The organism is Rhodoferax sp. TS-BS-61-7 (genome assembly GCF_002943465.1).
Taxonomy (GTDB): Bacteria; Pseudomonadota; Gammaproteobacteria; order Burkholderiales; family Burkholderiaceae_C; genus Allorhodoferax.
This window is the reverse complement of the sequence record NZ_PTQY01000006.1, coordinates 48,248-63,594: the sequence shown is the minus strand read 5'-3', so window position 1 is coordinate 63,594 and position 15,347 is coordinate 48,248. Positions and strand designations below refer to the sequence as shown.

General features: G+C 63.2%; 16 protein-coding genes. 14 read left to right on the top strand and 2 right to left on the bottom strand.

Annotated features, from left to right (window positions below; genetic code table 11):
* Positions 1-6 precede the first annotated feature (6 nt).
* From C5F53_RS15770 to C5F53_RS15725, 10 genes are all read left to right on the top strand, one after another.
* Positions 7-543: a DUF6622 family protein gene (locus C5F53_RS15770; protein WP_105262356.1), complete on the top strand. Its 537-nt coding sequence runs from the start codon at positions 7-9 to the stop codon at positions 541-543.
* 12 nt (positions 544-555) lie between these two features.
* The gene (locus C5F53_RS15765) at positions 556-1,353 is read left to right on the top strand and encodes a MipA/OmpV family protein (protein ID WP_105262355.1); all 798 of its coding nucleotides are present in this window, start codon (positions 556-558) and stop codon (positions 1,351-1,353) included.
* A gap of 26 nt (positions 1,354-1,379) precedes the next feature.
* Positions 1,380-2,018, top strand: a complete 639-nt coding sequence (locus tag C5F53_RS15760) for a DUF2306 domain-containing protein (RefSeq protein ID WP_105262354.1) — start codon at positions 1,380-1,382, stop codon at positions 2,016-2,018.
* A gap of 16 nt (positions 2,019-2,034) precedes the next feature.
* Positions 2,035-2,457 carry a DUF2306 domain-containing protein gene (locus C5F53_RS15755; protein ID WP_105262353.1) on the top strand — a complete coding sequence of 141 codons (423 nt, stop codon included), beginning with the start codon at positions 2,035-2,037 and terminating at the stop codon, positions 2,455-2,457.
* Positions 2,454-3,488, top strand: a complete 1,035-nt coding sequence (locus C5F53_RS15750; RefSeq protein ID WP_105262352.1) for a sensor histidine kinase — start codon at positions 2,454-2,456, stop codon at positions 3,486-3,488. The genes C5F53_RS15755 and C5F53_RS15750 overlap by 4 nt, the downstream gene beginning before the upstream one ends.
* Positions 3,485-4,315: a LytTR family DNA-binding domain-containing protein gene (locus tag C5F53_RS15745; protein ID WP_105262351.1), complete on the top strand. Its 831-nt coding sequence runs from the start codon at positions 3,485-3,487 to the stop codon at positions 4,313-4,315. Before C5F53_RS15750 ends, C5F53_RS15745 begins: the two co-directional genes overlap by 4 nt.
* 26 nt (positions 4,316-4,341) lie before the next feature.
* On the top strand, positions 4,342-5,073 hold the full coding sequence (locus C5F53_RS15740; RefSeq protein WP_105262350.1) for an ABC transporter substrate-binding protein: 732 nt from the start codon (positions 4,342-4,344) through the stop codon (positions 5,071-5,073).
* A 122-nt stretch (positions 5,074-5,195) separates the two neighbouring features.
* Complete coding sequence (locus C5F53_RS15735; RefSeq protein WP_105262349.1) at positions 5,196-6,356, top strand: branched-chain amino acid ABC transporter substrate-binding protein; 1,161 nt, start codon at positions 5,196-5,198, stop codon at positions 6,354-6,356.
* Between the two features lie 24 nt (positions 6,357-6,380).
* Entirely contained in the window at positions 6,381-6,971 is a 591-nt protein-coding gene (locus C5F53_RS15730) for a hypothetical protein (protein WP_105262348.1), read from the top strand.
* A 215-nt stretch (positions 6,972-7,186) separates the two neighbouring features.
* Positions 7,187-8,329, top strand: a complete 1,143-nt coding sequence (locus C5F53_RS15725; RefSeq protein ID WP_105262347.1) for a branched-chain amino acid ABC transporter substrate-binding protein — start codon at positions 7,187-7,189, stop codon at positions 8,327-8,329.
* Positions 8,330-8,429: 100 nt separating this feature from the next.
* Here the strand turns inward: C5F53_RS15725 and C5F53_RS15720 are convergent, their stop codons facing one another.
* A complete protein-coding gene (locus tag C5F53_RS15720; protein ID WP_201740871.1) occupies positions 8,430-9,548 on the bottom strand; it encodes a DUF2157 domain-containing protein in 1,119 nt (372 codons plus the stop codon).
* 61 nt (positions 9,549-9,609) lie between these two features.
* On the opposite strand from C5F53_RS15720, the gene C5F53_RS15715 reads away from it, so the two are divergent.
* From C5F53_RS15715 to C5F53_RS15705, 3 genes are all read left to right on the top strand, one after another.
* A complete protein-coding gene (locus tag C5F53_RS15715; protein WP_236635399.1) occupies positions 9,610-10,566 on the top strand; it encodes a glutaminase in 957 nt (318 codons plus the stop codon).
* Positions 10,567-10,574: 8 nt separating this feature from the next.
* A complete protein-coding gene (locus C5F53_RS15710) occupies positions 10,575-11,474 on the top strand; it encodes a hypothetical protein (RefSeq protein WP_146097379.1) in 900 nt (299 codons plus the stop codon).
* Between the two features lie 120 nt (positions 11,475-11,594).
* A complete protein-coding gene (locus C5F53_RS15705) occupies positions 11,595-12,473 on the top strand; it encodes a hypothetical protein (RefSeq protein ID WP_105262344.1) in 879 nt (292 codons plus the stop codon).
* Between the two features lie 18 nt (positions 12,474-12,491).
* Here C5F53_RS15705 and C5F53_RS15700 read toward each other — a convergent pair whose 3' ends face one another.
* Positions 12,492-13,418, bottom strand: coding sequence for a GGDEF domain-containing protein (locus tag C5F53_RS15700; RefSeq protein ID WP_105262343.1), 927 nt, complete (start codon positions 13,416-13,418; stop codon positions 12,492-12,494).
* A gap of 94 nt (positions 13,419-13,512) precedes the next feature.
* On the opposite strand from C5F53_RS15700, the gene C5F53_RS15695 reads away from it, so the two are divergent.
* Complete coding sequence (locus C5F53_RS15695; protein ID WP_105262342.1) at positions 13,513-15,333, top strand: glutamine--tRNA ligase/YqeY domain fusion protein; 1,821 nt, start codon at positions 13,513-13,515, stop codon at positions 15,331-15,333.
* Positions 15,334-15,347 lie beyond the last annotated feature (14 nt).

The window sequence follows — 15,347 nt, the reverse complement described above, 5'->3', positions numbered from 1 at the left end:
CGTGCTGTGATCTCTCTTTTTCTCTCGAACACCCCCATCTGGGTCTGGCCGCTGCTGCTGGGCTTGCTGGTGCTGGGCCTGCGCCAAACCCGGACCCAGCAGATGAGCTGGATGCGGATGACCGTGCTGCCGCTGGTGCTGGTGGGCCTGTCGGTGTACGGCACGCTGGCCATAGCCGGCGCACCCGGTGCGGCCCTGCTGTTGTGGGCCCTGGTGGCGCTGGGTGCGGCCACCCTGGTGCTGCGCCAGCGCCTGCCTGCCGGTGCCCACTACGACCTGGCCCACCAGCGCTTCACCGTGCCGGGCAGCGCCGTGCCCCTGGCGCTGATGATGGGTATTTTCTTGACCAAATACGCCGTGGGTGCCACCCAAGCCCTGGCACCGGCACTGCTGCAGACCACGCTTGCCGCCAACGGCATTGCCGCGCTGTATGGCCTGTGCAGCGGCGTGCTGCTGGGCCGCAGCCTGCGGCTGTGGAAACTGGCTGCACAGACCGACGCCCAGTGGCACCATGGCGGCCATACACCCCGTGCAACGGCTTAAGGAGTTCCTTCCATGAAAACACGCTTCCCCTGCCTCGCCCTCTCCACCGCCCTGCTGGGCGCCACCCCGCTGGCCATGGCCCAGTCCTTTGAATCGGTGCAACTGCGCAACACCCCGCCCGGCGCCGACGGTGGCAGCCTGGGCCTGGTCGCGGTGTCCACCCCCGAGTACCTGGGCGGTGACCAGCGCAAAACCCAGGTGTTCCCCAACGTCAGCTACCAGTGGGCCAATGGCTGGTTTGCCGGTCTGGACAACGGAGTGGGTTACAACTTTTCCAAAAACCCAGCGCTGCATTACGGCCTGCGCCTGACGGCCGACATGGGCCGCCAGAGCGGCGACAGCACCGCCCTGCGGGGCATGGGGGATGTGGACGCCAAGCCCGAACTTGGCGGTTTTGTGACCTATGCCACTGCCGACGGCCTGGCCTTCACCGGCTCGGTGCGTTGGGGCTCGGGCCAGAGCAGCAATGGCACGGTGGTGGACCTGGGCGTGGGCTACTCGGTGGCGCTGGCGCCCCAGTGGCGCCTGGGCGCCAAGCTGGGCACCACGCTGGTGGACCGCCAGTACATGCAAAGTTACTTTGGGGTGGACGTGCAGCAAGCCGCCCGCAGCGGCTATGCGCTCTACACGCCCGACGCGGGCCTGCGTGATACACGCCTGGGCCTATCCCTCACCTACGCCATCAACCCGCGCACCTTCGTCACGGCGGCCGTCTCGGGCAGCACGCTGGGCGATGGCGCCAAAAACAGCCCCATCGCCCGCAGCAGCAATGCCAATGCGGCCGTGCTGGCCCTGACCTACGCCTTCTGAAACCCCGCCCCTGAAAGACCTCTGCCATGACCCCTGCAACCCACCTCCATCCTGCGCCGTATGGCATGGCGCAATGGACCGGCTGGTCCACCCTGATGCTGCTTGCGCTGGGCGTGGCAGGCTACGCCCTGTGGTTGCTGGTGGCAAGCGAGCGGCCAGATTTTGCCGCGAGCCTGTTTGTCCGCCATCCCGTGGGCGCGCTGGTGCACATGGTGTGCAGCCCAGTGGCGCTGGTGGCTGGGGCCTTGCAGGTCAACCGCGCCATTCGCACCCGCCACCTGGTGCTGCACCGCTGGCTGGGCCGCCTGTATGTGCTGGCGGTCCTGCTGGGCGGTGCCAGCGGCCTGTCCATGGCGTTTGAAGCCCAAGGCGGGCCGGTCTCCGAATGGGGCTTTGGGCTGCTGGCAGTGCTGTGGCTCCTCAGCACCAGCCTGGGTTTTGTGGCCATGCGCCGTGGCGCGCGCAACACCCACCGTGACTGGATGCTGCGCAGCTACGCGCTCACGCTGGCCGCCATCACGCTGCGCATCTATATCCCCTCCAGCCAGATTGCCGGCCTGCCGTTTGAAGATGCCTACCGCGCCATCGCCTGGTTGTGCTGGGTGCCCAACCTGCTGCTGGCGGAGTGGCTGATTCGCCGCCTGCGCAGCACAGCCACCGCCTGAACCCGCGAGACACCCCATGCAACTCACCCCCGTCATTGCCCTGCACATGGGCGCTGCACTGGCTGCGCTGGCCATTGGCCCGGTTGCGCTGTGGGCGCGCAAGGGCGCCACCCAGCGCCCGCGTCTGCATCGCATGGCGGGCTACACCTGGGTGGTGCTGATGGTGGTGACTGCGGTGTCTGCCCTGTTCATCCGCGACTTTCAGTTGCCCAATATCGCGGGCTACACGCCCATTCACCTGCTGGTGCCTTTCACCCTGTTTTCGCTGTGCGGTGCGTTCTGGTTTCTGGCGCGCAAAAACATCGTAGGCCACCGCAAAACCATGCAACAGCTTTACTTCGGGGCCTGCGTGGGCGCCGGTGTGTTCACCCTGCTGCCGGGCCGTTACTTGGGCCAGTTGGTCTGGGGCCAGTGGCTGGCGGCATACTTGCCTGCATGACCCGCCGCCACTACACCACACTGGGCTACGGCCTGTGGAAGACCCTCACGATCAATACCGTGATTGCCATTGGTATCACCCTATTTGGCGACCACGGGTTTTGGAGCAACCTGGTCTACTCCCACTGCATCGGTCTGAGCATCGGCGCCGCCATTGATGCGGGCCGCTTTCTCTTTATCCAAGACTGGCGCACCCAGATGCGCCGCCTGGTGGGCATTGTTCCCGTAGGGGTGGTGCTGGGCTTTTTCTTCGGCAACTTTGTGGCCGACTGGCTGCTGGGCGGCAGCGCTTTCCAGTACTGGGTGGTCTCGCCCCACAAGGCTTGGGGCATGTTGTTTCTGAGCCTGGTGGCGGGTGCCGTACTGACCCACGAATTTGTCAGCCGCGAAGTATTGGCGGTTGAACGCGAAAAAGCGGAGGCCGCACGCCGCCAGGCCAGCGAGGCCCAGTTGCGCCTGCTGGAGACCCAGTTGGAGCCGCACATGCTGTTCAACACCCTGGCCAATCTGCGGGCACTCATCACCCTGGACCCGCCGCGCGCCCAGACCATGCTGGACCACATGATTGCCTACCTGCGCGCCACGCTCAGCGCCTCCCGCACTGACCCGAACCGTCCGCACACCCTGGAAGACGAATTTGCCCGCCTGCAGGACTACCTGGAGCTCATGGCCATCCGCATGGGGCCGCGCCTGCACTACACGCTGGACCTGCCCGAAGCCCTGCGCCAGCAAGCCGTGCCGCCCCTGCTGTTGCAGCCGCTGGTGGAAAACAGCATCCAGCACGGGCTGGAGCCCAAGGTGGAGGGCGGCAGCATTCGCGTGAGCGCCAGCCGCCAGGGCGAGCTGCTGTGCCTGGAGGTGGAAGACACCGGACTGGGCTTGCCCCCCGCCGACACCCACCGCCCGGGCTTTGGCCTGCAGCAGGTGCGCGAGCGGCTCAGCACCACCTTTGGCGCCTTAGGCACTATCAAAATAGGAGCTAGCAGCGCAGAAGGGACGAGAGTTAGCATCACTTTTCCTTTAAAAACATGAACCAGCCCACCGCCCTGATTGCCGAAGACGAACCGCTGCTGGCGCAGGCCCTGCAGGCCGAGCTGGCCCAGGCCTGGCCCGCCCTGCAGGTGCTGCGTACCGTGGGCGACGGGACCTCGGCCGTGGAGGCCGCGCTGGCGCTGCAGCCCGACGTGCTGTTTTTTGACATCCGCATGCCGGGCCAAAGTGGCCTGGAGGCCGCGGCCGAGCTGGTGGACGCCTGGCCTACCGACGGGCCCCAGGCCAAACCGTTTCCTGCGCTGGTGTTTGTCACGGCCTATGACCAGTACGCCGTGCAGGCGTTCGAGGCCCAGGCGGTGGACTACCTGCTCAAACCGGTGCAAAGCGCCCGCCTGCAAAAAACTGTATCAAAACTGCGGCTAGCCCTTACCAATGCTGCGCAAGCAGCTCCTAAAACAGGAGCAAATGATGCGGCACTGGAAGCCACACTGGCCCAGTTGCGCAGTTTGCTGGCGCCCACCGCCAGCACGCTGGCCGGTGCGCCCCTGCAGGTGCTGCAAGCCAGCATCGGCAACAGCATCCACATCATCCCGGTGGGCGAAGTGCTGTACCTGGAAGCGGCCGACAAGTACTTGCGCGTGCTCACCGCCACGCAGGAGTACCTGCTGCGCACCCCGCTCAAGGAGCTGCTGCCCCAGCTGGACGCCCAGCTGTTCTGGCAAACCCACCGCGGCACCGTGGTGCGGGTGCAGGCCATTCGCAGCGTGAACCGCGACGAGGCTGGGCGCCTGAGCTTGACCTTGCATCACAGAAGTGAAAAACTCCCGGTCAGTCGGCTGTATGCCCATCGCTTCAAGGCGATGTAGGCGCCGACATCACAAGGAGGAGACCCATGGCACTGCTCCGTAGTGCACGGATATGGTTGGTTGTGCTGGCCGCGCTGACCAGCCTTGCTACCCCCCTAGCCCAGGCTCAGGGCAACAGCCTGGTTTTTGCAGTCACCACTGACGATCGCTTCAGCAAAACGATGGCCCAGCGCGTACTCAGCGCCGCCTACAAAGAGCTGGGGATCGACGTGGCGTTTATGCCCTTGCCTATACGGCGGGGCTATGCCCAAGCCGAGGCGGGAGAAGTCGACGGCCTGGGCATGACCGTGACGTTGGAGCTGGCGCCCAACCTGTTACGGATTGATGTGCCCATCTCTTACGAAGAAACCGCGGTCTGGGCCACGCGACGGGATCTTGTGCCCAACGGTTTTGCCTCGCTGCAACCTTTTCTGGTTGGCCATATCGCCGGCATCCGTTATTTCGAGCACCGCCTGCAGGGCATGCGCACCGACCCCGCGCCCAACCTGGAGGCGCTGTTTCGCAAACTGGAACTGGGCCGCACCGATGTGGCGGTGGAGTCGCGTTTCAACGGCTGCCTGGTCCGGCAACTGGGGCTGAACAAGGTGGTCTTGCTGCAACCCTCGCTGGAGGTGCTGGCGGGTTACCACTTTGTGCACAACAAACATGCGGCACTGGTGCCCCGCATCACCGCGGTGCTGCGCAAGATGGAGGGCGATGGCAGCATCAAGAAGATCCAAGCCGCCGCGTTGAAGGAATTTCAGGCCCAGTGCGGCTAAATTGCGCCACGACCCGCACCGCGGCTCTAGGGGTTAACCACAGGCGGGGAAGCGTGGCACGGTGGTTGCGTGAACAGGGCGGCTCCCTACAATGTCCCCCTTCTCCTACTAGGAACCCCACGATGCAACTGAATCTCTCGCGCCGCAGCGCTGTGCGCCTGCTGGCCCTGTCTGCCGTTCTCTCCAGCGCCCTGCTCCAGGGTTGCGATTCTGTCCCCTCTGTCATCAAGATTGGCGTGGCCCAGCCACTCACAGGCAACCTTTCGGCCCTCGGGCAGGACTTGCTCAACGGTGTGAACCTGGCCGTAGAAGAACTCAACAAGGAAGGTTACAAAGTCAAAGGCAAGACCGTGACCTTTGAGGTGGTGGCCGTGGACGACCGCGCCAACGCCGACACCGGCAAAGAAGTGGCCCAGCAGTTGGTGGACGCCGGCGTAGTGGCCGTCATTGGCCACCTGAACTCGGGCGTCAGCATTGCCGCCGCCCCCATTTACGCCGAAAAGGGCATCGCCCAGCTGGCCATCTCTACCAACCCCAAGTACACCCAACTGGGCCTGGACACCACCTTCCGCCTGGTGGCCAACGACACCCTGCAGGCCAAGGCCATTGGCAGTTACTCGGCCTCGCAGTTCTCGGGCACCAAGTTCGCCCTGCTGGACGATGGCACCCCCTACGGCAAAGACCTGGCCGCCGGCGCTGGTGCTCAGCTCAAAGCCGCCAAGAAAGAAGTGGTGCTGCAACAGTCGTTTGACGACAAGACCACCAAGTTTGAAGAAGTGGCCGCCAAGATCAAGGAAACCGGCGTGGAAGTGGTGGTTTCCACCCTCAATGACTTCCAGATCGTGGCGCTGCTCGATGCGCTCAAGGCCATCAGCTACACCAACATCAAGGTGCTGGGTGGCGACACCATCAAGACCACGCTGATGCTCAAGGGCGCAGGCGTGGCCAGCGGCCTGTTTGCCACCTCCCCCATCCTGGAGGCGCGCGAGTTCACCGCCGGTGGCGCCTTCCTCGACAAGTACCGCGCCAAGTACAAGATCGACCCCGCCTACGCTGGCCACTACACCTACGACGCCATGTACGTGTTGGCAGCCGCCATCCGCCGTGCCGAATCGGCCAAGCCCAAAGACATCACCGCCACACTGAAGAAGATCGACGGCTACGCCCCCGTGACAGGCTCCATGAAGTGGGATGCGCAGGGCGAGCAGCGCTACGGCGTGATTGGGGTGTACAGTGCCAACGGCGGTCTGTGGGAATCGCAGATGCGCTCAGACAACTGGTAAGCCCCAGCCAACGGGAGACACCCCATGACCTTGCGTTACACCACAGTGCCCAACACCTTGCATGAAACCAAGATGCGCCTGTACCCCACCAAGGTCATCAACGTCATCGGTGGGCCAGGGTGTGACAAATCGCTCATCTCCTCGGCCATCATCCTGTACTTGCACCTGCACACCAAGACGGTAGAGACCATCCCCGACTTCGCCAAGTCGCTGGTGTGGCAGCAAAACTTTGAAGTGCTCAAAAACCAGTACTTCATTGCCCAGCGCCAGTACGAGATGCTCAATCTGCTGGACGGGCAGGTGCAGTTCCTCATCACCGAATGCTCGCTGCCCCAGGTGCTGTACTACAACGAAAACTACCCCGAGAACATCTGCGACGTGGCCAAGACGCGCGCGCAAATTCTGGAGTGGTACCGGCAGCACGACAACATCAATGTGTTCGTTGAGCGCGGCGACAAGAAGTATGTGCACACCGGCCGCTTTCAGGACGAAGACCAGGCCCGCGATGTGGACCGCGGCTTGCGCGCCATGCTGGTCCGCGAAGGCCTGCACTACACCGCGCTGACACCCGATGTGGAATCCATCAACGCCTTTGCAAAAACCCTGCTCGCATGAGCATGCACTAGTGCAGTGCACGGCAGTGGCGGAGGCACCAAATGAATACGGGTTTTTACCTATCAATCCCGCTTTTGGGAGTAATGAAATTCATGCATCATTAGATCTTTGAATACAACAAGGTCCTAAGTACAAGCCTCATGTCCAGTACCTGCGACTTGCGCTAACGTCCGCGTTGTGGAAATTAATTCACGATTTTTTTACCTGGAGTTCTTATGTTGATGAAGTTGAAAACCGTCGCAGCAGCAGCTATCGCTCTGTCTACCGGCATGGCATTTGCGCAAAACGCTGTTGTCACCATCGCTCACGTTGGCCCTACCAGCGGCGCGATCGCCCACCTGGGTAAAGACAACGAAAACGGCGCCATCTTGGCCGTTGAAGAACTCAACGCCGCTGGCGTGACCATTGCAGGCAAAAAGGTCACCCTGAAGCTGATGACCGAAGACGACGCTGCTGACCCCAAGCAAGGCACTGCAGTCGCCCAAAAGCTGGCTGATGCCAAAGTGTCCGGCGTGATCGGTCACCTGAACTCCGGCACCACCATCCCCGCTTCCAGCATCTACTCCGAAGCCGGCATCCCCCAAGTTTCTCCTTCCGCTACCAACCCCAAGTACACCCGCCAAGGCTTCAAGACAGCCTTCCGTCTGGTGGCTGATGACACCCAACTGGGTGGCACTCTGGGCAAGTACGCTGTGTCTACCCTGAAGGGCAAGGCCATCGCCGTGATCGACGACCGTACCGCGTACGGCCAAGGCGTGGCACAAGAGTTTGCCAAGGCTGTGGAAGCCGCTGGCGGCACCGTGGTTGCCAAGGAATTCACTACCGACAAAGCCACCGACTTCAACGCCATCTTGACCACCATCAAGGGCAAGAAAGCTGACGTCGTGTTCTTCGGCGGTATGGACGCTGTGGCCGGCCCCATGCTGCGCCAGATGAAGTCTCTGGGCATCAACGCCAAGTTCATGGGCGGCGACGGCATCTGCTCTACCGAACTGGTGAAGCTGGCTGGCGACGCAGTGTCTGACAACCAAGTGTTCTGCGCTGAAGCTGGTGGCGTTGAAGGCCAGGCCAAAGTCGGCATGGACGCATTCAAGACCAAGTTCAAAGCCAAGTTCGGTACCGACGTTCAGGTGTACGCACCCTACGTGTACGACGGCGTGAAGGTCATGGTTGCTGCCATGGTCAAGGCTGGTTCTTCTGACCCCGCCAAGTACCTGCCCGTGTTGGCCGCTACTAAGGACTACAAAGGCGTGACAGGCAACATCTCCTTTGACAACAAGGGCGACATCCTGAACGGCGCTTTGACCCTGAAGACCATCAAGGGCGGCAAGCTGACCGACCTGGCTGTGATTCGTTAATTCGCCTCACTGCACTGGCAACGCAAGTTGCCAGACGCAAAAAAAGCGCACTGCCTGCAGTGCGCTTTTTTTATGCCCATTTCAATGCCTGTTTACGGCATCAGCTGCGCGGCTGCAGCCCCTGCGGCACATAACGCGCCAGCCGCGCAGCAATGGCTGCCTCGTGCCGTTGCCACCACACGCCCAGCGCCACCACCCCCAAGCCCAGCAGCGTCAGCGCCAGCGGGAACAACAGGCTGTCGCGGAACACCTCGTGCGACAGGTGGCCCAGGTACAGCGCCACGCCCAGTGCACCAAACACAGTGAACACGCGCCGCCCAATGGCCGCGCCCACCAGCACCAGCGCCAGGTTGATCAACGCGTAAATGAACTTGCCCAGCTCCGAATCGGAGTCATGCAGGCTCAGGCCACACCAGAACATGGTGGTGCCAAAAATGTAGAGCCAAAACGCAAAGTCCTGCCGCCACTCGGCGGTCAGCGACAGGCGGCTGCGCACATCCACCCACAGCGCCACCGCCACGGTGCCAATGCCAAACACCAGCGACACATCGCGCATGAACTCCCATTCCCAGCCGTGGTCGTTCAGCAGGGCGTTGGCAACATCCATGCTCATGTACCAGAGCGTGAGGGCCAGTGGCATCACCATAAAAGGCAGGCGGTAGCGCCACAGCATCACCACACCAGCGGCCAGCGTGGCAAATTCCAGCGTGAGCCAGCGCCAGTCAATGCGCGTGTGGTAGCTGGCAAACACATCGGAGCCACCCGGTGGCCACAGCCCTGCTAGGCTCTGCGCGCTCCACACGGCCAGCGGCACCAGAAATACCGCCAGCGTGGCCAACAAGCCCGCAGGCACATGCAGACCACGCGCCTTGAAATGGTCTGCCACCTTGAGGCACGCCACCATATAGCCCAGCGCAATCGCCAACAAGGCGCCGGCCCCCAGCGACTGGAAGCCCAGCGTCATAAAGAGACTCATGGCACCAATGGCCACCAGCCCGCCAAAGTAATACAGCACGTTCACAAAGCCAAACGCAGGCCCCGGTGTGGGGCCGGTGCGCTCTGGCGGCTGGGTGTGCGCGGGGGCGCTGTGGCTCCAGCGCTGCCACAGGCTCTGGGCCTGGGCCTCGGTGACCAGGCCGTCGCGGGCGGCCTCCTTCAGGTCCTGTAAACGCAGCTCCACCACCAGATTGGTGGTGTCCGTAAAGTCTTTGATGTGCATGGTGCATACCTGCTGTGGTTTGGCCGCATATGTACCACAGCCAGGCTCCTAGAATCCGCCCATGCAAACCCCAATGCCCGCAGCCCACACCGCTGACCTGCCCGCCATCCTGGACCAGATCCACACCGAAGCCCAGGCTCTGTTTGGCCAGGGCCGCGTGGCCAGCTACATTCCGGCGCTGGCCGAGGTGGCGCCGCGCCAGTTCGGCATGGCCGTAGCGCTGGTGGACGGCAGCACCTGCAACGTGGGCGATGCACACACGCCGTTTTCGCTGCAGAGCATCACCAAGCTGTTTACCTTTGTGCTGGCGCTCAAAACGGTGGGCGACGACCTGTGGCGGCGTGTGGGTCGCGAGCCGTCCGGCGCGGCGTTTAACTCCATGGTGCAACTGGAAACCGAAAAAGGCATTCCACGCAACCCGTTTATCAACGCTGGCGCGCTGGTCATCACCGACATCCTGACCACCCGCTACGCCCACCTGGACTACGCGCTCTTGGGTGCCCTGCGCCGCCTGACGGACGACCCAGAGCTGAGCTGGAACGCGCGCATTGCCCGGTCCGAACGCGAAACCGCACACCGCAACATGGCCCTGGCCTACTTCATGAAAAGCTACGGCAACTTTGTGAACGAACCCGAGCTGGTGCTGGACAACTACTGCCGCCAGTGCGCCACCGAAATGAGCTGCGCCCAGCTCGCCCAGGCCACCATGTTTTTGGCCAACGGCGGGCGCGACCTGGGCCGCGACGGCCAACCCGATGAACAGTTTCTGGCCGCCGACGACGCACGCCGTGTGAATGCCCTCATGCTCACCTGTGGCGCCTATGACGCAGCGGGCGATTTTGCCTACCGCATTGGCCTGCCGGTCAAAACCGGCGTGGGCGGCGGCATTGTGGCCATTGCGCCGGGCGTGGGTACTATTGCAGTGTGGGCGCCCGAGCTGGACGCCAAAGGCAACTCGGTGCTAGGCGCCTTTGCGCTAGAGCGCTTGGTGCAGCTCACCGGGTGGCACCAGGCCTGATGCAGCCCATGCGCACCACCACACCCCTGCCAACCCTGGCCCTGCTGTGCCTGCTGACGCTGAGCGGCCCCGCCCCCGCCACAGAGCTGGACGCCCAAGGCGTGCAGATGTTGCTGCCCGCGCAAGCTGGTGGCAGCGCGTTGGCGCTGGGCACACAAGACCCCAACACCGACACACGCTTTGGCTTTGACTACAAGGCCAGCGCCACCGCCGCCCAGGAAGGCCCCCTGCGCTACTGGAACTTGCAGGCCACCCCACTCACCTACAGCAGCGGGGGCAAGGGCTTTACCGCGCGCCTGCACCTGCGGGCCAGCGGCGGCAAACAGCAATTCAACTGGAAGACGCAGCAGGGCTATCTCAGCAGCCCGCAGGATGTGCGCAACCAGGAGTTCACGGTGTATGTGCGGGTGCACGAGCCGCTCACCCCGGTGAATGCACAAGTCACCCTCAAAATCCGCGGCGGCCACCACAGCGCAAAAGATGGCGATGCCGCCTCTTGCACCATGATGACCTTTGGCCCCGGCGGCGCAAGCGGCATCACCCGATTTGCCAAGGAGCTGACCCACCCGCTGTACGACTACGTAGTGCTGGCCCCGCAGTTGGACACCCGGCTGGCCGACAACACCTGGTACGGCCTCAAGCTGCTGAGCTACAGCCACCCCGGCACACCGCTGCAAGTGGTCAACCAGCTCTATATCGACACCACTCCGTTTGACGCCCAGGGCCGCCCGGCGAACCGCTGGCAACTGCTGAGCGAATACACCGACGTGCAAGGCAAACGCACCGGCCGCCACTACGACACCGTGACCAACTGGGGCGGCTGGCAGACCACGCTACGCATGGACGGCTACCGCAGCCTGGACTTTGCCTACCCCTCAGTCCGCGAAGCCCAAGCACCCGCCCCCTAGGGCTGTACATACGGCTTGCAAATGTGCAGCACGCAAGTACTATCTGTGCATGCGCCAAATGCCTGACGACGGGCCACTACAAAAACGCAGGGAGTCATTGCAGACGTTGGAAAGGGCACCATGCCCCTTTGGCTCAAAACACTGCACGCCAGCCTGGTGTGCCTGCTGCTACTGGCCGCCTGGCCCGTGCAGGCAGAGAAGATTTCCGTTGTGTATTCCCGCGAGATTCCCGAGGCCGACAGCCGGCTCGACTACCCCGTGCGCCTGCTGGAACTGGCGCTGAAGAAATCGGGCACCCACTACGACATTCGCTCCTACCCCCGCCCCATGCCACAGGGCGCCGCACTGACCCGGCTGGCCACGGGCGCCGGTGTCAATGTGGTCTGGAGCATGACCTCCAAAGAACGCGAAGAGCAGCTGCTGCCCATTCGCGTGCCCATCGACAAAGGGCTGTTTGGCTACCGCATTGCTTTTGTGCGCGAGCAGCACCGGGGCATTATTTCTGGCGTCAAAGGGCTGGACGACCTGCGTGCCTTTGCCGCCGGCCAGGGCCACGACTGGCCCGACACCGACATCCTGCAAGGCAATGGCCTGCGGGTGGCCACCAGCACGGCCTATGAAGGCCTGTTTGCCATGCTGCAAGCCGGGCGGTTTGACTACTTTCCGCGCTCCATTCTGGAGATCTGGGACGAAACCGCGCTGGCCAGCAAACAACAACTGGTGGTGGAAGACAAAGTGCTGCTGCACTACCCCGCAGCCATCTACTTTTTTGTGAACAAAAAAGACGCTGTGCTGGCCAGCGCCATAGAGGCCGGCCTGCACAAAGCCATGGCCGACGGCAGCTTTGACACCCTGTTTTACGAGCGTTTTGGCGATGTCATCAAACGCGCCAACCTGCGCGGCCGCGTGGCCATTGCGCTGACCAACCCGCTGCTGCCCGCCGCCACCCCGCTGGGGCGCAAGGCGCTGTGGCTGGATGTGGCCAACCTGCCCAAATAAGCCACCCCTCGCTGCAGCTCAGGCCTCGGCCCACACCAACTGGTCGCGGCCCTGGGCCTTGGCGGCGTACAGCGCATGGTCGGCACGGCGCATGTTGTGCGCCGCGTCCTGGCTGGGGTCCAGCATGGTGAGCCCGGCCGAGCAGGTGTAGGCAAAGCCCGGCACGTCGGGCAGCGGGCGCGCACTGCGCACTTTCTCTAGCACCCGGCCCACGGTTTGCTCCAGCGCGGCGTGGCTGATGTTGGGCAGTAACAGCATGAACTCTTCACCCCCCAGGCGGCCAAAGCCGTCTTCGCGGCGCAGCGTGGCCTCCACCAGCCGGGCAAAGTGGGTCAGCACGCCGTCGCCCGCCTGGTGGCCGTGTGTGTCGTTCACCCGTTTGAAATGGTCCAGGTCCAGCATCACCAGGCCGCAGGGCTGCTGGCGCTCGCGCAGCTGGTCCAGCCGCTTGTCCAGCTGCTGCATCACGTGGGCGCGGTTGCTGATGCCGGTGAGCGCGTCCACCTGCGCAGCGCGCAGCGCACCGTCGCGCGCCAGGCGCAGCGTGCGCTCGCCCACGCGCATGGACGAAATATCAAACGCCACACACAACATCCAGCCCTGCTCGTCCACCGTCTCGGTCATGTAGATCCAGCGGCCATCGGTCAGGTCGGCCTCGAAGGTGCGAAACGGCAGCTTGCCCCGGCGCGAGCGGGTGGATGTGAGCCAGGCTTCGAGGTCTTTGGTCTGGATGGCAGCGCCCACGCCCAAGCTGTGGCTGCGGCGCATCAGCTCGGTCCAGGTCAGCGTGGCGCTGGGCTCCACCCCAAAGGCACTGCTAAACGCCGGGTTGGCGTACCGCATGGTGTCCGTTGCATCAAACAGCGCCACAAACAACGGCGACTGCTCGTACAAACGCGCCATTTGCAGGGCGGTGGCGTTGGGCACAGCAGGGGGCGAAGCCATAGACCGGTGCTTTTGAAAAGAAAGTGGTGAAACTGTTGCGCCCCAGTGTACGGGGGAGCCTCGGCAAATCCAAGCGGCGTCTAAAATCAAATACATGAGCGCCAACACCCCTTCTTCCGCTGCTAACGCCGCCAACACCCCCGAAACACCCAAGATCAGCAACTTCCTGCGCCAGATCATCGAATCCGATCTGGAAAAAGGCACCTACACCGCCCGCCGCTGGGCCGGCAGCCCCGGCGACGCCGCCCACCATGCGGCCGGCCAGCCAGACCCCGCCAAAATCCGCACCCGCTTCCCGCCCGAGCCCAATGGCTACCTGCACATCGGCCACGCCAAGAGCATCTGCATCAACTTCGGCCTGGCGCGTGACTACGGTGGCGTGTGCCACCTGCGCTTTGACGACACCAACCCCGAGAAGGAAGACACCGAATACGTCAACTCCATCATCGACGCGGTGAAATGGCTGGGCTTTGACTGGAACGGTGCGCCCGATGCCGCCGCCTACCAGGCCAGCGATTACTTCGACTTTATGTACCGCGCGGCGGAGCATTTGATAGAAGCCGGCTACGCCTATGTGGACGAACAAACCGTAGAGCAAATGCGCGTGAACCGCGGCGACTTTGGCAAGCCCGGTGTGGACAGCCCCTTTAGAGCCCGCACGCCAGCAGAAAACCTGGCGCGCTTTCGCGAAATGCGCGACGGCAAGCATGAAGATGGATCGATGGTGCTGCGCGCCAAGATCGACATGGCCAGCCCCAACATCAACATGCGCGACCCGGCCATCTACCGCATCCGCCGCGCCACGCACCACAACACCGGCGACACCTGGTGCATCTACCCGATGTACACCTACGCGCACCCCATTGAAGACGCGCTGGAGCAGATCACCCACAGCCTGTGCACGCTAGAGTTTGAAGACCAACGGCCTTTCTACGACTGGCTGCTGGAGCGCCTGACCGAAGGCGGCCTGCTGGCTGCGCCCGCACCGCGCCAGTATGAGTTTGCCCGCCTGAACCTCACCTATGTGATCACCAGCAAGCGCAAGCTGGCGCAGCTGGTGTACGACCACAAAGTGAGCGGCTGGGATGACCCGCGCATGCCCACCATCGTGGGCCTGCGCCGCCGCGGCTACACGCCCGAGAGCCTGCAAATGTTTGCCGAACGCATTGGCGTGACCAAGAGCGACAGTTGGATCGACTACAGCACGCTGGAAGGCTGCCTGCGCGAAGACCTGGAAGCCAAGGCCCACCGCGGCATGGCCGTCATCAACCCCGTCAAACTGGTGCTGACCAACTGGGACGAGGTAATGGGCGCCGGCCACCTGGAGCCCTGCACCCAGCCCGCCCTGCCCCACCCGCCCGAAGGCGTTGAATCGCCCACGCGCCACTTCACCATCGGCAAAGAAGTGTGGATCGAGCGCGAAGACTTTGAAGAAGTGCCCCCCAAAGGCTACAAGCGCCTGTTCCCCGGCAACAAGGTGCGCCTGAAGGGCGGCTATGTGATCGAGTGCACCGGCTGCACCAAAGATGCGGACGGCACCATCACCGAAGTGCTGGCCACCGTCGTGCCCGACACCAAGAGCGGCACACCGGGCAGTGACTTGGTCAAGGTGAAAGCCGCCATCACCTGGGTGGGCGTGGCCAACGGCGTGAACGCCGAAGTCCGCATGTACGACCGCCTGTTTTTGGACGTGCAGCCCGACGCGGGCGGCAAAGACTTCATCGAAAGCCTGAACCCCAACAGCCTGAAGGTCGTCACCGCGATTGTTGAGCCTTCATTGGCGAATGCCTTGCCAGATCAGAAGTTTCAGTTTGAGCGGCACGGGTACTTTGTGGCGGACCGTGTGGACCATGTCACGGGTTCCAAGCCGGTGTTTAACTTGGCGGTGGGGTTGAAGGATAGTTGGGGGAAGTAACAAAGCAATGGGAG